Source organism: Nonomuraea sp. NPDC050153, assembly GCF_044460125.1.
GTDB lineage: Bacteria > Actinomycetota > Actinomycetes > Streptosporangiales > Streptosporangiaceae > Nonomuraea.
In genome coordinates this window covers 340152-358039 of sequence record NZ_JBITJQ010000006.1, presented here as the reverse complement: position 1 = coordinate 358039, position 17888 = coordinate 340152, and the positions used below count along the sequence as shown (strand labels likewise).

Below are 17888 nucleotides of genomic sequence, written 5' to 3'. Positions count from 1 at the left end.
CGCCTCCGGTGACAAGCTGACGGAGTCGCCAGTTCGATACGACGAAAGAGGAAGAGTCACCGTGTCCGAGTCTTCAATTCCGGCCGGCGAGTCCCGCGAGGAGCGGGACGACTCCCGCGAGGAGTGGGGCGACGAGCTGGAAGAGGCCGCTGAGGAGGCCGCCGAGGCGGCGCTCCAGGGGGCCGAGGTCGCGGAGAGCGACGAGGCAGCCGAGGTCGAGGCTTCCGCCGTCGAGGACGAGACGGTGCTTCCCGACGTCGACCCCGTCGAAGAGTTCAAGAGCTCGCTTCGCGGCCTGCCCGGTGAGTGGTACGTCATCCACTCCTACGCCGGTTACGAGAACCGCGTGAAGTCCAACATCGAGAGCCGCAACGTGTCGCTCAACATGGAGGACTACATCTACCAGGTCGAGGTGCCGACGCACACCGTCCAGGAGTTCAAGAGCGGCAAGAAGGTGCCGGTCAAGGAGCGCGTGCTGCCCGGCTACGTGCTGGTGCGCATGGAGCTGACCGACGAGTCCTGGGCCGCCGTGCGCAACACGCCCGGCGTGACCGGCTTCGTCGGCCTGTCCAACAAGCCGAGCCCGCTCAGCCTCGACGAGGTCGCCAAGCTGCTGGCGCCCGAGCCGACCGAGGAGACCAAGAAGGCCGCCTCCAAGGCGAGCGCCGGCCCTGCGGTCGAGTTCGAGATCGGCGAGTCCGTCACGGTCATGGACGGCCCGTTCGCCACCCTGCCCGCCTCGGTGAGCGAGATCAGCCCCGAGTCGCAGAAGCTCAAGGTGCTCGTCTCGATCTTCGGCCGCGAGACTCCGGTCGAGCTCTCGTTCAACCAGGTCTCGAAGATCTAAGACGATCACGTAAGCTGATTTGTCGTCCCCGCGCACGCGGGGTTGATCCCAAGAAGATCGCGGCGTTGGTAAACGTCCACCTGTGCGCCCCGCGCATGCGGGGACAACCAACCCAATGTCAGGACCCGGAGAAGGATCATGCCTCCAAAGAAAAAAGTGGCCGCACTGGTAAAGGTGCAGTTGCCTGCCGGTCAGGCCACCCCGGCGCCGCCGGTGGGTACCGCGCTCGGTCCCCACGGCGTCAACATCATGGACTTCGTCAAGCAGTACAACGCTGCGACGGAGGCCCAGCGGGGCAACATCATCCCCGTTGAGATCACCATTTTCGAAGACCGCAGCTTCACCTTCATCACGAAGACGCCGCCGGCGCCCGAGCTGATCAAGAAGGCCCTCGGTCTCGACAAGGGCAGCGCGGTCCCGCACCGCGACAAGGTGGGCAAGCTCTCCCGCGAGCAGCTGCGCAGCATCGCCGAGACGAAGATGCCCGACCTCAACGCCAACGACATCGAGGCGGCCGAGAAGATCATCGCCGGCACCGCCCGGTCGATGGGCATCACCGTCGCCGAGTAACACCCTTTCCCAGACATTCGTGGGAGGGCCCTCGGGCCCGCAGACCACTAGGAGTTGGCAATGAAGCGCAGCAAGGCGCACAAAGACGCGGCCGCCAAGGTCGACCGCGACAAGCTCTACTCGCCCGTCGAGGCAGCGAAGCTGGCCAAGGAGACGTCGACCACGAAGTTCGACGCCACCGTCGAGGTCGCGCTGCGGCTGGGCGTCGACCCTCGTAAGGCCGACCAGATCGTGCGCGGCACGGTCAACCTCCCGCACGGCACCGGCAAGACCGCCCGGGTCCTGGTCTTCGCGACCGGTGAGCGTGCCGAGGCAGCCCGCGAGGCGGGCGCCGACATCATCGGCGCCGACGAGCTGATCGACGAGATCTCCAAGGGCAACCGGCTCAACGAGTTCGACGCCGTGGTGGCCACGCCCGACCTGATGGGCAAGGTGGGTCGCCTGGGCCGCGTGCTCGGTCCGCGTGGTCTCATGCCCAACCCCAAGACCGGCACGGTGACGCCCGACGTCGCCAAGGCCGTCACGGAGATCAAGGGCGGCAAGATCGAGTTCCGCACCGACCGCCAGGCCAACCTGCACTTCATCATCGGCAAGACGTCGTTCGGCGAGCGCCAGCTCATCGAGAACTACGCCGCCGCCCTTGACGAGGTGCTGCGTCTCAAGCCGTCCGCGGCCAAGGGGCGCTACCTGAAGAAGGTGACGTTCTCCACGACCATGGGCCCCGGCGTCCCGGTCGACCCGAACCTCACCCGCGGCCTCACCGCCGAGCTCGAGGCGTAACCGTTTCTCCGATTGAGCCCTGCCCGTTTCGGGCGGGGCTCTTTCTTTTTCCGGCTTCCGGCTTCCGGCGCGGAAGGACGTCACGGCCGTCTCGAACGATCGTCTCGGCCGCTACCCCTGGCCGCCTGACCTCGTACGGTGGGCGGCGGCGCGTTCCGTGTGCCGGATCGGGTTTGGGGACGGCCGGGCGGTACCGGCTGCCCTCGTGCGCTGGTCGGCGGGGCTGAGGTGGGTTGTGAAGGGAATGTGTGGGGTGTGTGGGGGATAACCCTGGGTTTTCCCTTATTTGTGCGGGGAAGTCGCTACGGCGATGCCACTTAAACGTAGGGTCAAGACATGCTGAAGCGCACGATAGGACTCACCGCGGCCGGTGCCGCGCTCGTAGTAGCGGCGGTCGCCGGTTGTGGATCGAACGCACAGCCCATCCAGGTCAACCTGGCCGCCTCAGAGGTGCTCGCGCAGGCCGCGCAGAAGACCGCCGAGGTCACCAGCTACACGGTCGACGCGGTGGTGAACGTCACGCACCCGCAGGAGGGCTCCGGCAAGGTGCAGGGGCGCATGCTCTACCAGAGCAAGCCCCAGCTCGCCGTGGACCTCACCCTGGACACCGTCGACATGGGCGGCAGGAGCCTGCCGGGCGGCGTGCGCGCCGTGCTGCAGGGCGACACCGTCTACGTCAAGGTCGAGGCGCTCAAGGACCTGGTGGGCGCGACCAAGCCATGGATCAAGGTCCCGCTCGGTGAGATGGGCGACTCGTCCCAGGTGAACGATTACCTGGGCAAGATCCAGCAGTTCGACCTGGGCAACGTGACGAAGCTCGTCACGGCGTCGCAGGACGTGAAGTCGGCCGGCAACGAGAGCGTCAACGGCACGGACACCACGCACTACAGCGGCACGTTCCCGGTGGACGCGGCCGTGCAGCTGCTGCCCGCCGACCAGCAGGAGCAGGCGCGTACGGGCCTGGCGGAGCTGAAGGACGTCAAGTTCGACGTCTGGGTGGCCGCCGACGGTCTGCCGCGCAAGCTCGCGCTGAACGGCTCCAAGGAGGGCGCCACGCTGGACGCCACCCTGCTCTTCAAGGGCTTCAACGAGCCGGTGACCATCGAGGCCCCGCCCGCCGACCAGGTCGGAGAGATCCCCAAGGGCACGACCAACTGAGAGCGATTTGGAAACTCGGCGGCCAGGACGTAGTCTGGTCGTTGCCGAAGACCGCCGGTCGTCGTCAGGTGCCTCAAAGCCTGACGACCGAAGGATCCACGTCATGTGGACGGCCCGCGCAGGTGTGATACGAGTTTCCCACATGGAGTGATCCATGTGCGTGAGCCCCGTGTGCGCCTGCGCCCGGGGCTGTTCTCATTTCTGGAGCCTTCGCCGGCGGCACATCTGGAAGGAGGCCCATGGCGAGGGCGGATAAGGCGACAGCGGTTGCCGAGCTCAAGAGTGAGTTCGAAGGCAGCGCCGCCGCCGTTCTGACCGAGTACCGCGGTCTCACCGTCGCGCAGCTCAAGGAGCTGCGTAAGTCTCTCGGTGAGAATGCGAAGTTCGCCGTGGCGAAGAACACCCTGACCAAGATCGCGGCCAACCAGGCCGGTTACTCGGGTCTCGACGACCTGCTCGCCGGTCCGACCGCGATCGCCTTCGTCAGCGGCGACGTTGTCGAGGCTGCCAAGGGTCTGCGTGACTTCGCCAAGGCCAATCCCCTTCTGGTGATCAAGGGCGGTGTCCTCGAGGGCAAGACGCTCGACGCCACCGAGATCACCAAGCTCGCCGACCTCGAGTCCCGTGAGGTTCTCCTCGCGAAGCTTGCTGGCGCGCTCAAGGCGAAGCAGAGCGCTGCCGCTGCTGTGTTCGCCGCGCTGCCCACGCAGATGGCTCAGCTGGCCGAAGCCCTGCGCGCGAAGCGCGAAGAGCCGGGCGAGTAGCACGGGGGTTGCCGCAACACCCGCGGTCCCGTTTCTAGTTTCAGCAAGTCCCGAACGTAAGGAAAAAGCATCATGGCGAAGCTCAGCACCGACGAGCTGCTCGACGCGTTCAAGGAGATGACCCTCCTCGAGCTGTCCGAGTTCGTGAAGCAGTTCGAAGAGGTCTTCGACGTCAAGGCCGCCGCCCCCGTCGCCGTTGCCGCCGCCGCCCCCGCCGGTGGCGCCGAGGCCCCGGCCGTTGAGGAGCAGGACGAGTTCGACGTCATCCTCGAGGCTGCCGGCGACAAGAAGATCCAGGTCATCAAGGAGATCCGCGCCCTCACGTCCCTGGGCCTCAAGGAGGCCAAGGACCTGGTGGACGGCGCTCCCAAGGCCGTCTTCGACGGCAAGGTCAACAAGGAGCAGGCGGAGAAGGCCAAGGCTGCCCTCGAGGGCGCCGGCGCCACCGTGACCGTCAAGTAAGACGGTTTCTGTTCGCTGAAAAGGGGCGGGGACATCCAGGTGCCGGATGTCCGCCGCCCCTTTTTCGTGCCCTGAGCGGGGTCGCTCAGGAGATTCTCATGTCCGTCTCATCGCGCCGCGAAGCGGCTTGCCTAGCGTGCGAGCTGTGGTTACCGAAGCGAAGTCTCGTTGGGCGCCGGCCGCCCTGCTCATAGGTGCCGGAGTGCTCTACATCTGGGGTCTCGGCGCCTCCGGATGGGCAAATTCGTTCTATTCCGCGGCCGTGCAGGCGGGAAGTCAGAGCTGGACGGCGTTCTTTTTCGGATCTTCCGACGCCGCGAACGCGATAACCGTCGACAAGACGCCCGCCTCTTTGTGGCCGATGGCGCTCAGCGTGCGGCTGTTCGGGCTGAATTCCTGGGCCATTCTCATTCCGCAGGCCCTCATGGGCGTGGGCGCGGTGGCGCTGGTCTACGCGTCCGTGCGCAGGTTGTTCAACGTGTGGGCGGGGTTGCTGGCCGGGGTCGTGATGGCGCTGACGCCGGTGGCCGTGTTGATGTTCAGGTTCAACAACCCCGACGCGATGCTGGTGCTGCTGCTGACGGCCGCCGGGTATTGCGTGGTGCGGGCGCAGGAACGCGGGGCCACGCGGTGGTTGGTGCTGGCGGGGAGCGCGATCGGGTTCGCGTTCCTGGCGAAGATGTTGCAGGCGTTCCTGGTGTTGCCGGGGTTCGCGCTGGTTTATCTCCTCACGGCTCCGGTGCCGTTCTGGCGGCGGATGTGGCAGTTGTCGCTGGCGGGTGTGGCCATGGTGGTCTCGGCCGGGTGGTGGCTGCTGGCGGTGGCGCTGGTGCCGGCCTCGCAGCGGCCGTACATCGGGGGCTCCCAGACCAACAGCGTGCTGGAGTTGGCGCTCGGCTACAACGGGATCGGGCGGCTCAACGGCGGTGACTACGGCGGGCTGGGCAATCTGAACCAGCAGGCCGGGTGGCTGCGGCTGTTCGACACCGAGGCGGGCGGGCAGATCTCCTGGCTGCTTCCGGCGGCGCTGGCGCTGCTGGCCGCCGCCACCTGGTTCACGCGGCGGTCGCCGCGGGTCGATCCGGTCCGTGCCGCCTTCTGGGCCTGGGGGAGCTGGCTGATCGTGACCGGGCTGGTCTTCAGCCTGATGCAGGGCATCTTCCACGCGTACTACACCGTGGCCCTGGCTCCGGCGATCGCGGTGCTCGTGGGCATGGGGGCGGCCGTCCTGTGGGAGCGGCGGGCGTACCGGCTGCTGGCGGTGATCACGGCGGGGACGGCCGTGTGGTCGTACGTGCTGCTGTCGCGCAGCGCGGAGTGGAACTCCTGGCTGGGCGCGGTCGTGCTGGTGGCGGGGCTGGGGGCGGCGCTGGCGATGTTGTTCGCGCGCCGGGCCCTGATCGTGGTGACCGTCGCGCTGGTGGCGTGCCTGGCCTCCCTGGCGGGTCCGGCCGCGTACGCGGTGGACACGGCGGCGTCCGCGCACACCGGGGCGATCCCGTCGGCGGGGCCCTCCACCGGTGGCTTCGGCAGGGGGTTCGGCGGGCCCGGGGGAGGCGGGCCTGGGGCAGGCGGACCTGGGGGAGGCGGGCAGCAGTTCGGCCGGCTGCCCGGGAACGGGAACGGCTGGTCGCCCGGCCGGCAGGCGTTCCAGGCGCCCTCCGGTGGCCGTGGGATGGGGCGTGGGGGCATGGGCGGGCTGCTCAACGCGGGCACGCCGGCCGCCGAGCTGACCGCGCTGCTGAAGACGGACGCGTCCGCGTACACGTGGGCGGCGGCGACGGTGGGCTCCAACAACGCGGCCGGCTACCAGCTCGCCAGTGGCCGGCCGGTGATGGCGGTGGGCGGCTTCAACGGCACCGACCCCGCGCCGACGCTGGAGCAGTTCAAGCAGTACGTCGCCGAGAAGAAGATCCATTACTTCGTCGGCACGGGGATGGGGATGGGCATGGGCGGCCGCAGCACGGGCGGCAGCGACGACGCGGCCCGGATCGCGGCCTGGGTGCAGGAGAACTTCACCGCCGCCACAGTCGGCGGGACGACGGTCTTCGACCTCACTCAGCCCTGAGACGAGGTGACGGCGGCGCGGACCTGGGAGACGGCGCCGGTGTCCATGTAGTCCCGAGTGTGGATGATCCGGCCGTTCCTGATCCTCAGCACGAGGAGGCCAGGAACCGTGATCGACTGCCCGGCGACCGTGATGAGGGTGTCCTGCTCCACCAGTACGACCTCCGGATCCGTCGTCCGGTGGAGCGAGACGCGGCGTACCTCGTCGGGGTTGAACGGGAGGGCGCCCCACATCGCCCGGTAGCCCGCGCGGACCTCCTCCCTCCCCTTGAGGGGAGCCGGCCCTCCGAACGGGAACTCGTGCAGCGCGTCCTCCGCGTAGAGGTCGGCCAGTTCGTCGGCGGACTTGTGGAGCATGGCCGCGTGGTAGGCGGTGACGATCTCTTCGACGGACACGAGGGATTCCTCCAATTTCACTCAACAGGCGTTGACTCAACGAGCGTAGAGCGAAAGGGCGGGATGGGTCAACGCATGTAGAGTCAGAGCGTGGGCGAGAAGGGGCTGCCGCGGGCCGAACGGCGGCGCAGGACCGAGGGGCGGATCCTGGAGTCCGCCAGGGCGCTGTTCGCCGAGGTGGGGTTCGAGCGGGCCACCATCAGGGCCATCGCCGGGCGGGCCGAGGTCGATCCCGCCCTCGTGATGCAGTACTTCGGCAGCAAGCAGGAGCTCTTCCAGCGGGCCGTGCGGGTGGCGCCGGTCCCGCACGGCGAGCCGGGCGCCGACGAGGCGGTCGATCAGCTGCTCGGCACGCTCGGCCTGAAGATGGGCGAGCTGCCCCAGAGCTCGCTGGCCATGATGCGCTCCATGCTCACCCACCCCGAGGCGGCCGTGTCGGCACGCAAGGTGCTGGGCGAGCAGATCGACCGGCTGGCCCAGGCCGTACCGGGCGAGGACGCGCGGCTGCGGGCGGCGCTGATGATGATGATCATGCTTGGCGTGACCGTCGGGCATCAGCTGCTCGACCTCGACGAGCTGCGCGGGGTGCCCCCGGCGGACATCGCGCGGCTGCTGCGGCCCGGCCTGCAGGCGCTGGCCGGTCCGGCGGCCTCATAACCGCGCCGTAACAAGTTATTGGAACGGGTTCCAATTCGCCCGCTCGCCGTTACGGTGGAGAGGCCCCTGAGTACAGCCTGCGATCGGAAGGTGTCCAGTGGGAGTCGAAGTCGTGGTCGACGGGTTGACCAAGTCGTTCGGCCGGCAGGTCATCTGGGAGGACGTCTCGCTCACGCTCCCCGCGGGCGAGATCTCCGTCCTGCTCGGCCCCTCGGGCACCGGGAAGTCGGTCTTCCTCAAGACGCTCGTGGGCCTGCTGCGGCCCGATCGCGGCCACATCTGGATCGACGGCTACGACCTGGCCAACTGCAACGAGAACAAGCTCTACGAGCTGCGCCGGCTGTTCGGGGTGCTCTTCCAGGACGGGGCGCTGTTCGGCTCGCTCAACCTCTACGACAACATCGCCTTCCCGCTGCGCGAGCACACCAAGAAGACCGAGTCGCAGATCCGCCAGGTCGTGATGGAGAAGGTGGAGCTGGTCGGCCTGATCGGCGCGGAGTCGAAGCTGCCCGGGGAGATCTCCGGCGGCATGCGCAAGCGGGCGGGGCTGGCCAGGGCGCTGGTGCTGGATCCGGAGATCATCCTGTTCGACGAGCCCGACTCCGGCCTCGACCCGGTCCGCACCGCGCTGCTCAACCAGACCATCGTCGATCTCAACGCCGAGATCGAGGCGACGTTCCTGATCGTGACGCACGACATCAACACCGCCCGTACGGTCCCCGACAGCATCGGGATGCTGTTCCGCCGCGAGCTGGTCATGTTCGGCCCGCGGGAGATGCTGCTGTCGAGCGACGAGCCGGTGGTGCGGCAGTTCCTCAACGCCAGGAGGCACGGCCCGATCGGCATGTCGGAGGAGAAGGACCTCTCGGAGCTGGAGGCCGAGGCCCAGCTGGGGCTCGATCCCGGCACGCTGCCGCCGATCCCGCCGCAGCTCATGCCGAGCGGCAACCGCATCCGCCGCACGCAGCAGCCGCCGGGGACGTGGCTGGCGGCCAACGGCGTGATCCCGCCGCAGGGGTCGTTCGTGGACGAACGCGGTCGTAACTGGCTGGAGGAGTATCCGCGCCTGGTTAACGCCTGGCTCCACGGCGTACAGTGACTCCCCGCTCTGCTTGAGCGGCTTCCGGGTCTCTCCGGTGGGTGGGGCCGCGCCGGGCGCTCAGCGGGCAGCTGAGGGCCGCCTGGGGGCATATCGGGGAGATCTGGGCTCCTTGCCCGATTCGCGCCGGGGCTGAGGCGGTCCCTTACCGTCTCGGTTGATTCATGGGCTCCAGGACGGAGCCGGGGGTTATGATCCGGCGGACCGGCTGGGGAAGGGGGATCGACGTGGCAGGACTTGCCGCCCGGCCCGCCCGCATCCTGATCGCCGTACTCAGCGGAGTGCTCGCGGTGCTGGTCGGTACGGGCGTGTGGATCGCCGCGCAGGCGCGCGAGGAACAGGGCAGGGCAGGCGACAAGCAGGCCGCGCTCCTGGCCGCGGGGACCCACGCGAAGAACCTGGTCTCGCTCGACTACAAGACCGTCGACGCCGACCTCAGGCGCATCCTCGACACCTCGACCGGGGCGGCCAGGGCGGAGTACGAGGCCAACGCGGCCAAGCTCAAGTCCACCACGGTCGGGAACAAGGTCGTCCAGCACGGCGTGCTGCGCGCGACGGGGCTGGTCTCCCTGGCCGGCGCCACGGCCAAGGTGCTGGTCGTGGCCGACGTGGAGATCCGCTGGGACGGCTCCAAGAGCCCGCCCCAGGAGCGGTACTACCGGTGGTCGATGGAGCTGACCAAGGCCGGCGGCGCCTGGCTGGTGTCCAGGGCGGTGCAGGTGACGTGAGAGCCCGCTGTGGTCGAGGGTGGTGGGGGTCCAGGTGAGGACGGTCACGGTCGTGCTGCTGGCGATCCTCGTGGTGGTGGCCGGAGTGCTGGTGCCCACGATGTGGTTCAACCTGCGCGACCTGCGGGCGGCCGACGCGGCGGGGACGCAGGCCATGGCGGCGGCCAAGGAGGTGGCGCCCGATCTGCTCTCTTATGACTATCGGACGGTGGAGGAGGACCTGGCGCGGGCAGGCACGCACACGACAGGGGAGCTGACCACGCACTACAAGGAGCTGACCAAGTCCCTGGTGTCCAGGGCCAAGGCGCAGAAGATCGTGCAGACCGTGACCGTGGCGGGGGCGGGGGTTGAGCGCGCAGAGCCTGATCGTGTAGAGGTTCTGCTGTTCGTGAACACGGGTACGGTCAAGGACGTCGCGGGCGAGACCGCGCCACAGCAACGGTTCACCCAGAACCGGGCCAGGTTCGTCATGGTCCGGCAAGGATCGCGCTGGCTGGTGGCCGACCTGTCGACCCTGTTGGGGACCGCCTGACGCCCCTGGCGCGCCGCTTCTTTCAATTGTTACCAAAAATCAGGTTTAGCGAAGCCTTAGGAACGGGTAACTCAGTCACGGAGACACCGGTTGTCGGCATGGGTTCGACCCCCGGTGTGACGGAGCGTTAACCGCCCCCGTTCGCGGGTATCGTCTTGGGCCTGGCGGTAGGCGACCTGTCACACAGGGGAGAAAACCCAGCGTCCGGGCCCCTAGTCGGCTAAAAGTCGGGCTTGTGGGCTTGACGTTTCCGCCTGAACGGGCGATGCTGCGACCAACGTGGAGCATGCAGCGAGAGCGAAGTGGACAGGCGTGTGCCGTTCGGCTACACTGCCCCTTTGCGCTGCCCTTTGACGACCCGCGATGCTTGCTCACGTTGCGAGGTTGTCTGGCGTGCGTGTAGTCAGTCCGCCGCGAGCCCTCGGAAGGACATCTGTTGGCAGCCTCGCGCAACGCCTCCGCCGTACCCGCTGGTCCCCGTCGCGTGTCATTCGCGCGCATCCAGGAGCCCCTCGAAGTTCCTGACCTTCTCGCTCTGCAGACCGAGTCGTTCGACTGGTTGCTCGGAAACGAGAAGTGGAAGGCCCGGGTAGAGGCGGCTCGCCAGGCCGGGCGCAAGGACGTCCCGACTCAGTCGGGCCTCGAAGAGATCTTCGAAGAGATCAGTCCGATCGAGGACTTCTCGGGGACCATGTCCTTGTCGTTCCGCGACCACCGATTCGAGCCGCCGAAGTACTCAGTAGATGAGTGCAAAGACAAGGACATGACCTTCTCCGCCCCGATGTTCGTGACGGCGGAGTTCATCAATAACACCACCGGTGAGATCAAGAGCCAGACGGTGTTCATGGGCGATTTCCCGCTCATGACGCCGAAGGGCACATTCATCATCAACGGCACCGAGCGTGTCGTGGTCTCGCAGCTGGTCCGGTCGCCCGGTGTCTACTTCGAACGCAATGTCGACAAGACGTCCGACAAGGACCTGTTCGGCTGCAAGGTCATCCCGTCGCGGGGTGCCTGGCTGGAGTTCGAGATCGACAAGCGCGACAGCGTCGGTGTGCGCATCGACCGCAAGCGCAAGCAGGCCGTCACGGTGCTGCTCAAGGCGCTGGGCTGGACCAGCGAGCAGATTCTCGAGCGATTCGGCCAGTACGAGTCGATGCGGGCGACCCTGGAGAAGGACCACACGGCCGGCCAGGACGACGCGCTGCTGGACATCTACCGCAAGCTGCGGCCGGGTGAGCCGCCGACCAAGGAGTCGGCGCAGACCCTGCTGGAGAACCTCTATTTCAACCCCAAGCGGTACGACCTGGCCAAGGTCGGTCGTTACAAGATCAACAAGAAGCTCGGGGTCGACTCGGAGATCTCGCAGGGCACCCTGACCGAGGACGACATCGTCGCCACGATCGAATACATCGTGCGCCTGCACGCGGGCGAGGAGTCGATGCCGGGCGCCAATGACCGCGAGGTCATCGTCGAGGTCGACGACATCGACCACTTCGGCAACCGCCGGCTGCGCAGCGTGGGCGAGCTGATCCAGAACCAGGTCCGGCTGGGCCTGGCCCGGATGGAGCGCGTCGTGCGCGAGCGCATGACCACGCAGGACGTCGAGGCGATCACGCCGCAGACCCTGATCAACATCCGCCCGGTCGTGGCGTCGATCAAGGAGTTCTTCGGCACCTCGCAGCTGTCGCAGTTCATGGACCAGACCAACCCGCTGGCCGGCCTGACGCACAAGCGGCGTCTGTCCGCGCTGGGCCCCGGTGGTCTGTCCCGTGAGCGGGCCGGCTTCGAGGTCCGTGACGTGCACCCGTCCCACTACGGCCGCATGTGCCCGATCGAGACCCCTGAAGGCCCCAACATCGGCCTCATCGGCTCGCTCGCCTCCTACGGCCGCATCAACGCCTTCGGTTTCGTCGAGACGCCTTACCGCAAGGTCGTCGACGGCCGGGTGACCGAGCAGATCGACTACCTGACCGCCGACGAGGAAGACCGCTACGTCAAGGCGCAGGCCAACACGGTGCTCAACGCCGACGGGTCGTTCGCGGAGCCCCGCGTCCTGGTCCGCACCAAGGGCGGCGAGACCGAGCTGGCCCGTGCCGACGAGGTCGACTACATCGACGTGTCGCCGCGCCAGATGGTGTCGGTGGCCACCGCGATGATCCCGTTCCTGGAGCACGACGACGCCAACCGCGCGCTCATGGGCTCCAACATGCAGCGCCAGTCGGTGCCGCTGCTCAAGAGCGAGGCGCCGCTGGTCGGTACCGGCATGGAATACCGTGCCGCGACCGACGCCGGCGATGTCATCAGCGCCGACAAGGCCGGTGTGGTCGAGGAGGTCTCGGCCGACTACGTCACGGTCATGAACGACGACGGCACGCGCACCACCTACCGTGTCGCCAAGTTCAAGCGCTCCAACCAGGGCACCTCGTTCAACCAGAAGCCCATCGTCGCCGAGGGCGACCGGGTGGAGGTCAACCAGGTCATCGCCGACGGCCCCTGCACCGACAAGGGCGAGATGGCGCTGGGCAAGAACCTTCTGGTGGCGTTCATGCCGTGGGAGGGTCACAACTACGAAGACGCGATCATCCTGTCGCAGCGGCTGGTGCAGGACGACGTGCTGTCCTCGATCCACATCGAGGAGCACGAGGTCGACGCCCGCGACACCAAGCTGGGTCCGGAGGAGATCACCCGGGACATCCCGAACGTCTCCGAGGAGGTCCTGGCCGACCTGGACGAGCGCGGCATCATCCGCATCGGCGCCGAGGTCGTGCCCGGTGACATCCTGGTCGGCAAGGTCACGCCGAAGGGTGAGACCGAGCTGACGCCGGAGGAGCGGCTGCTGCGCGCGATCTTCGGTGAGAAGGCCCGCGAGGTGCGTGACACCTCGCTGAAGGTGCCGCACGGCGAGCAGGGCAAGGTCATCGGCGTCCGTGTGTTCTCCCGTGAGGAGGGCGACGAGCTGCCGCCGGGTGTCAACGAGCTGGTCCGCGTCTACGTGGCCCAGAAGCGGAAGATCACCGACGGCGACAAGCTGGCCGGCCGGCACGGCAACAAGGGCGTCATCTCCAAGATCCTGCCGGTCGAGGACATGCCGTTCCTGGAGGACGGCACGCCGGTCGACATCATCCTCAACCCGCTGGGCGTGCCCGGCCGGATGAACGTCGGCCAGGTGCTGGAGACCCATCTGGGGTGGATCGCCGCCCGTGGGTGGGACATCTCGGGCATCCAGGAGGCGTGGGCCGAGCGGCTGCGCGACAAGGGCTTCGAGAAGGTGGCCCCGCGCACGAACATGGCCACGCCGGTCTTCGACGGCGCCCACGAGGAAGAGATCGTCGGTCTGCTCGACAACACCGTCGCCAACCGTGACGGTGACCGGATGGTGCAGGCGACGGGCAAGGCGCAACTGTTCGACGGCCGCTCCGGTGAGCCGTTCCCGTATCCGATCTCGGTCGGTTACATCTACATCCTCAAGCTGCTGCACCTGGTCGACGACAAGATTCACGCGCGTTCGACGGGCCCTTACTCGATGATCACTCAGCAGCCGCTGGGTGGTAAGGCCCAGTTCGGTGGGCAGCGCTTCGGTGAGATGGAGGTGTGGGCGCTGGAGGCGTACGGCGCGGCCTACGCTCTGCAGGAGCTGCTGACCATCAAGTCCGACGACGTTCTCGGCCGGGTGAAGGTCTACGAGGCCATCGTCAAGGGCGAGAACATTCCCGAGCCCGGCATTCCGGAGTCCTTCAAGGTGCTCATCAAGGAGATGCAGTCGCTGTGCCTCAATGTCGAGGTGCTGTCCAGCGACGGCATGTCCATCGAGATGCGCGACACCGACGAGGACGTCTTCCGCGCGGCGGAAGAGCTCGGCATCGATCTGTCCCGGCGTGAGCCGAGCAGCGTGGAAGAAGTCTGAGGGGGAGATCGCACAAATGCTGGACGTCAACTTCTTCGACGAGCTCAGGATCGGCCTCGCGACGGCCGACGACATCCGTCAGTGGTCGCACGGCGAGGTCAAGAAGCCCGAGACCATCAACTACCGCACCCTCAAGCCGGAAAAGGACGGGCTCTTCTGCGAGAAGATCTTCGGTCCGACCCGCGACTGGGAGTGCTACTGCGGCAAGTACAAGCGCGTCCGGTTCAAGGGCATCATCTGTGAGCGCTGTGGCGTCGAGGTGACTCGCGCCAAGGTGCGTCGTGAGCGGATGGGCCACATCGAGCTGGCCGCGCCGGTCACGCACATCTGGTACTTCAAGGGCGTCCCGTCGCGCCTCGGCTACCTGCTCGACCTGGCCCCGAAGGACCTGGAGAAGGTCATCTACTTCGCGGCGTACATGATCACGCATGTCGACACCGAGATGCGTGAGCGTGACCTGCCCTCGCTGGAGGCGAAGATCTCCGTCGAGCGGCAGCACATCGAGCAGCGCCGCGACGCCGACGTCGAGGCCCGGCAGAAGAAGCTCGAGGCCGACCTGGCCGAGCTCGAGGCCGCCGGCGCCAAGGGCGACCAGCGCCGCAAGGTCCGCGAGGGCGCCGAGCGCGAGATGCGTCAGCTCCGCGACCGGGCCCAGCGCGAGCTGGACCGGCTCGAGGAGGTCTGGAGCCGCTTCAAGAACCTCAAGGTCCAGGACCTCGAGGGCGACGAGCTGCTCTACCGCGAGATGCGCGACCGCTTCGGCCGCTACTTCAAGGGCGGCATGGGCGCGCAGGCGATCCAGGACCGCCTGATCAGCTTCGACCTCGACGCCGAGGCCGAAAACCTGCGCGAGACCATCCGCAGCGGCAAGGGCCAGAAGAAGGCCCGCGCGCTCAAGCGGCTCAAGGTCGTGTCGGCGTTCCTGAACACGACCAACTCGCCGCGCGGCATGGTGCTCGACTGCATCCCGGTCATCCCGCCGGACCTGCGCCCGATGGTGCAGCTCGACGGTGGCCGGTTCGCCACCTCCGACCTGAACGACCTCTACCGCCGGGTCATCAACCGCAACAACCGCCTCAAGCGGCTTCTCGACCTCGGCGCGCCCGAGATCATCGTGAACAACGAGAAGCGGATGCTGCAGGAGGCCGTCGACGCGCTGTTCGACAACGGCCGTCGCGGTCGCCCGGTCACCGGCCCCGGCAACAGGCCGCTGAAGTCCCTGAGCGACATGCTCAAGGGTAAGCAGGGTCGTTTCCGCCAGAACCTGCTGGGCAAGCGAGTCGACTACTCCGGCCGTTCGGTCATCGTCGTCGGCCCGCAGCTCAAGCTGCACCAGTGCGGTCTGCCCAAGCAGATGGCCCTGGAGCTGTTCAAGCCGTTCGTGATGAAGCGGCTGGTTGACCTCAACCACGCCCAGAACATCAAGTCGGCCAAGCGGATGGTCGAGCGCGCCCGCCCCGTGGTGTGGGACGTGCTCGAAGAGGTCATCACCGAGCACCCGGTGCTGCTCAACCGCGCTCCGACGCTTCATCGCCTGGGCATCCAGGCGTTCGAGCCGCAGCTGGTCGAGGGCAAGGCCATCCAGATCCACCCGCTCGTCTGCACCGCGTTCAACGCGGACTTCGACGGCGACCAGATGGCCGTGCACCTGCCGCTGTCGGCTGAGGCCCAGGCCGAGGCACGCATCCTGATGCTCTCGACCAACAACATCCTCAAGCCGGCCGACGGCAAGCCCGTGACGATGCCCACCCAGGACATGGTCATCGGCCTCTACTGGCTGACCACCCACAAGGACGGCGCAGCGGGCGAGGGCCGCGTGTTCGGCTCGATCGCCGAGGCGCAGATGGCCTTCGACCGCCGCGAGCTGGAGATTCAGGCGAAGATCCAGATCCGGCTGAAGGACGTCCTGCCGCCGCGTGAGTGGGTTGCGCCCGAGGGCTGGGAGCAGGGTGACCCGATCCGGCTGGAGACCACGTTCGGCCGGTGCCTGTTCAACCAGACGCTGCCCGACAGCTACCCGTTCGTCGACTTCCAGGTCGGCAAGAAGCAGCTGTCCACGATCGTGAACGAGCTGGCGGAGACCTACCCCAAGATCGAGGTCGCCGCTTCGCTCGACGCGCTCAAGGACGCCGGCTTCCGCTGGGCGACGCGCTCCGGTGTCACGATCTCGATCGAGGACGTCGTCGCGCCGCCGAACAAGACCGACATCATGGAAAACTACGAGCGCCGGGCCGACAAGGTCCAGCGGGAGTACGAGCGCGGTCTGATCACCGACGAGGAGCGCCGTCAGGAGCTCATCGAGATCTGGACGCACGCGACGGCCGACGTCGAGACCGACATGGTCAACGCCTTCCCGGCGACCAACCCGGTCTGGATGATGGTCAACTCCGGCGCCCGTGGTAACAAGATGCAGGTCCGGCAGATCGCCGGCATCCGTGGCCTGGTGTCCAACACCAAGGGTGAGACGATCCCGCGGCCGATCAAGGCCTCGTTCCGCGAGGGCCTGTCGGTGCTGGAGTACTTCATCTCCACCCACGGTCAGCGGAAGGGTCTGGCCGACACCGCCCTGCGTACCGCCGACTCGGGTTACCTGACCCGTCGTCTGGTGGACGTGGCGCAGGACGTCATCGTGCGCGAGATCGACTGCGGCACCGACCGCGCCGTCCCGCTGCACGTCGGCGAGCGCGACGCGTCGGGCAACCTCGTCAAGGCCGAGAACGCCGAGTCCAACGTGCACGGCCGCATCCTGGCCGAGGACGTCGAGGTCGACGGCAAGGTCATCGCGGCGGCGGGTGTCGACATCAACGACACCCACGTCACCGCGCTGGTCCAGGCCGGCATCGAGACCGTCCGCACCCGCAGCGCGCTCGTCTGCGAGGCCAAGATCGGTGTCTGCGCGACCTGCTACGGCCGCTCGCTGGCCACCGGCAAGCTCGTGGACGTCGGCGAGGCGGTCGGCATCATCGCTGCCCAGTCGATCGGTGAGCCTGGCACGCAGCTGACCATGCGTACGTTCCACACCGGTGGTGTGGCCGGCGCCGACATCACCCACGGTCTGCCCCGTGTCACGGAGCTGTTCGAGGCGCGCATCCCCAAGGGTGTCGCCCCGATCTCCGAGGCCGAGGGCCGGGCTCGCATCGACGAGACCGACAAGACCAGGAAGATCGTCATCACTCCGGACGACGGCTCGGAGGAGATCGCCTACCCGGTGTCGATGCGCTCGCGCCTGCTCGTGCAGGACGGCCAGCGGATCACGGTCGGGCAGCAGCTCGTCGCCGGTGCGGTCAACCCCAACGAGGTGCTGCGCATCCTCGGCCCGCGGGCCGTGCAGCTGCACCTGGTGGCGGAGGTCCAGCAGGTCTACCGGTCGCAGGGTGTGTCGATCCACGACAAGCACATCGAGATCATCGTGCGGCAGATGCTCAAGCGCGTGAACGTGCTGGAGTCCGGTGACACCGACCTGCTGCCCGGCGAGCTCGTGGAGCGGCCGCGCTTCGAGCTGATGAACCGCGAGACGGTGGCGGAGGGCGGCTCGCCGGCCGCCGGCCGTCCGGTCCTCATGGGCATCACCAAGGCGTCGCTGGCCACCGAGTCGTGGCTGTCGGCGGCCTCCTTCCAGGAGACGACCAGGGTGCTGACGGACGCGGCGATCCACGCCAAGTCCGACTCGCTGCTGGGCCTGAAGGAGAACGTCATCATCGGTAAGCTCATCCCGGCCGGTACGGGCATGCCCCAGTACCGGAACATCCGGGTGGAGCCGACCGAGGAGGCCAAGGCTGCCATGTACACCGTGGGTGGCTACGACGGCTCGGCCGCCGACTACACCTTCGGGACCGGCAGCGGCGAGGCGGTTCCGCTGGAGGAGTACGACTTCGGTCAGTACAACCGGTGATGTTCTTCTAGTCGCTGGGTGACGCGCCC

Annotated in this window: 14 protein-coding genes; 13 read left to right on the top strand and 1 reads right to left on the bottom strand. The window is 67.5% G+C overall.

Translation table 11 applies throughout. The features are described 5' to 3' along the window. Positions 1–61: 61 nt before the first annotated feature. From nusG to ACIBQ1_RS18725, 7 genes are all read left to right on the top strand, one after another. Entirely contained in the window at positions 62–847 is a 786-nt protein-coding gene (gene nusG / locus ACIBQ1_RS18755; RefSeq protein ID WP_397278944.1) for a transcription termination/antitermination protein NusG, read from the top strand. Positions 848–985: 138 nt separating this feature from the next. Beyond that, the gene (gene rplK / locus ACIBQ1_RS18750; RefSeq protein ID WP_397278942.1) at positions 986–1417 is read left to right on the top strand and encodes a 50S ribosomal protein L11; all 432 of its coding nucleotides are present in this window, start codon (positions 986–988) and stop codon (positions 1415–1417) included. Positions 1418–1477: 60 nt separating this feature from the next. Continuing rightward, the gene (gene rplA, locus ACIBQ1_RS18745) at positions 1478–2197 is read left to right on the top strand and encodes a 50S ribosomal protein L1 (protein WP_397278940.1); all 720 of its coding nucleotides are present in this window, start codon (positions 1478–1480) and stop codon (positions 2195–2197) included. A 336-nt stretch (positions 2198–2533) separates the two neighbouring features. Then, on the top strand, positions 2534–3355 hold the full coding sequence (locus tag ACIBQ1_RS18740) for an LppX_LprAFG lipoprotein (RefSeq protein ID WP_397278939.1): 822 nt from the start codon (positions 2534–2536) through the stop codon (positions 3353–3355). A 239-nt stretch (positions 3356–3594) separates the two neighbouring features. Beyond that, a complete protein-coding gene (rplJ, locus tag ACIBQ1_RS18735) occupies positions 3595–4119 on the top strand; it encodes a 50S ribosomal protein L10 (RefSeq protein ID WP_397278937.1) in 525 nt (174 codons plus the stop codon). A 72-nt stretch (positions 4120–4191) separates the two neighbouring features. Then, positions 4192–4581 carry a 50S ribosomal protein L7/L12 gene (gene rplL, locus ACIBQ1_RS18730; RefSeq protein ID WP_350733420.1) on the top strand — a complete coding sequence of 130 codons (390 nt, stop codon included), beginning with the start codon at positions 4192–4194 and terminating at the stop codon, positions 4579–4581. A 46-nt stretch (positions 4582–4627) separates the two neighbouring features. Continuing rightward, positions 4628–6649, top strand: coding sequence for an ArnT family glycosyltransferase (locus tag ACIBQ1_RS18725; RefSeq protein WP_397278935.1), 2022 nt, complete (start codon positions 4628–4630; stop codon positions 6647–6649). On the opposite strand, the gene ACIBQ1_RS18720 is transcribed toward ACIBQ1_RS18725, so the two are convergent. Then, positions 6640–7044 (bottom strand): nuclear transport factor 2 family protein, encoded by a 405-nt coding sequence (locus tag ACIBQ1_RS18720; protein ID WP_397278933.1) that lies wholly within the window; start codon positions 7042–7044, stop codon positions 6640–6642. The genes ACIBQ1_RS18725 and ACIBQ1_RS18720 overlap by 10 nt on opposite strands. 90 nt (positions 7045–7134) lie before the next feature. Between ACIBQ1_RS18720 and ACIBQ1_RS18715 the strand changes: the two genes are divergently transcribed. From ACIBQ1_RS18715 to ACIBQ1_RS18690, 6 genes are all read left to right on the top strand, one after another. Then, on the top strand, positions 7135–7701 hold the full coding sequence (locus tag ACIBQ1_RS18715) for a TetR/AcrR family transcriptional regulator (protein ID WP_397278931.1): 567 nt from the start codon (positions 7135–7137) through the stop codon (positions 7699–7701). Between the two features lie 97 nt (positions 7702–7798). Next, complete coding sequence (locus ACIBQ1_RS18710; RefSeq protein ID WP_397278929.1) at positions 7799–8800, top strand: ABC transporter ATP-binding protein; 1002 nt, start codon at positions 7799–7801, stop codon at positions 8798–8800. A gap of 227 nt (positions 8801–9027) precedes the next feature. Further along, positions 9028–9528 carry a hypothetical protein gene (locus ACIBQ1_RS18705; protein WP_397278927.1) on the top strand — a complete coding sequence of 167 codons (501 nt, stop codon included), beginning with the start codon at positions 9028–9030 and terminating at the stop codon, positions 9526–9528. 34 nt (positions 9529–9562) lie between these two features. Continuing rightward, positions 9563–10060 carry a hypothetical protein gene (locus ACIBQ1_RS18700; RefSeq protein ID WP_397278925.1) on the top strand — a complete coding sequence of 166 codons (498 nt, stop codon included), beginning with the start codon at positions 9563–9565 and terminating at the stop codon, positions 10058–10060. A 436-nt stretch (positions 10061–10496) separates the two neighbouring features. Then, the gene (gene rpoB, locus ACIBQ1_RS18695; protein ID WP_397278923.1) at positions 10497–13967 is read left to right on the top strand and encodes a DNA-directed RNA polymerase subunit beta; all 3471 of its coding nucleotides are present in this window, start codon (positions 10497–10499) and stop codon (positions 13965–13967) included. A gap of 16 nt (positions 13968–13983) precedes the next feature. After that, positions 13984–17859, top strand: coding sequence for a DNA-directed RNA polymerase subunit beta' (locus ACIBQ1_RS18690; protein ID WP_397278922.1), 3876 nt, complete (start codon positions 13984–13986; stop codon positions 17857–17859). Positions 17860–17888: the final 29 nt, after the last annotated feature.

Coding starts and splice junctions, on each gene's coding strand:
- ACIBQ1_RS18740 (WP_397278939.1), top strand. CDS start 2,534: ATGCTGAAGCGCACGATAGGACTCACCGCGGCCGGTGCCGCGCTCGTA.
- rplA (WP_397278940.1), top strand. CDS start 1,478: ATGAAGCGCAGCAAGGCGCACAAAGACGCGGCCGCCAAGGTCGACCGC.
- ACIBQ1_RS18690 (WP_397278922.1), top strand. CDS start 13,984: ATGCTGGACGTCAACTTCTTCGACGAGCTCAGGATCGGCCTCGCGACG.
- ACIBQ1_RS18725 (WP_397278935.1), top strand. CDS start 4,628: ATGTCCGCCGCCCCTTTTTCGTGCCCTGAGCGGGGTCGCTCAGGAGAT.
- rplK (WP_397278942.1), top strand. CDS start 986: ATGCCTCCAAAGAAAAAAGTGGCCGCACTGGTAAAGGTGCAGTTGCCT.
- rplL (WP_350733420.1), top strand. CDS start 4,192: ATGGCGAAGCTCAGCACCGACGAGCTGCTCGACGCGTTCAAGGAGATG.
- rplJ (WP_397278937.1), top strand. CDS start 3,595: ATGGCGAGGGCGGATAAGGCGACAGCGGTTGCCGAGCTCAAGAGTGAG.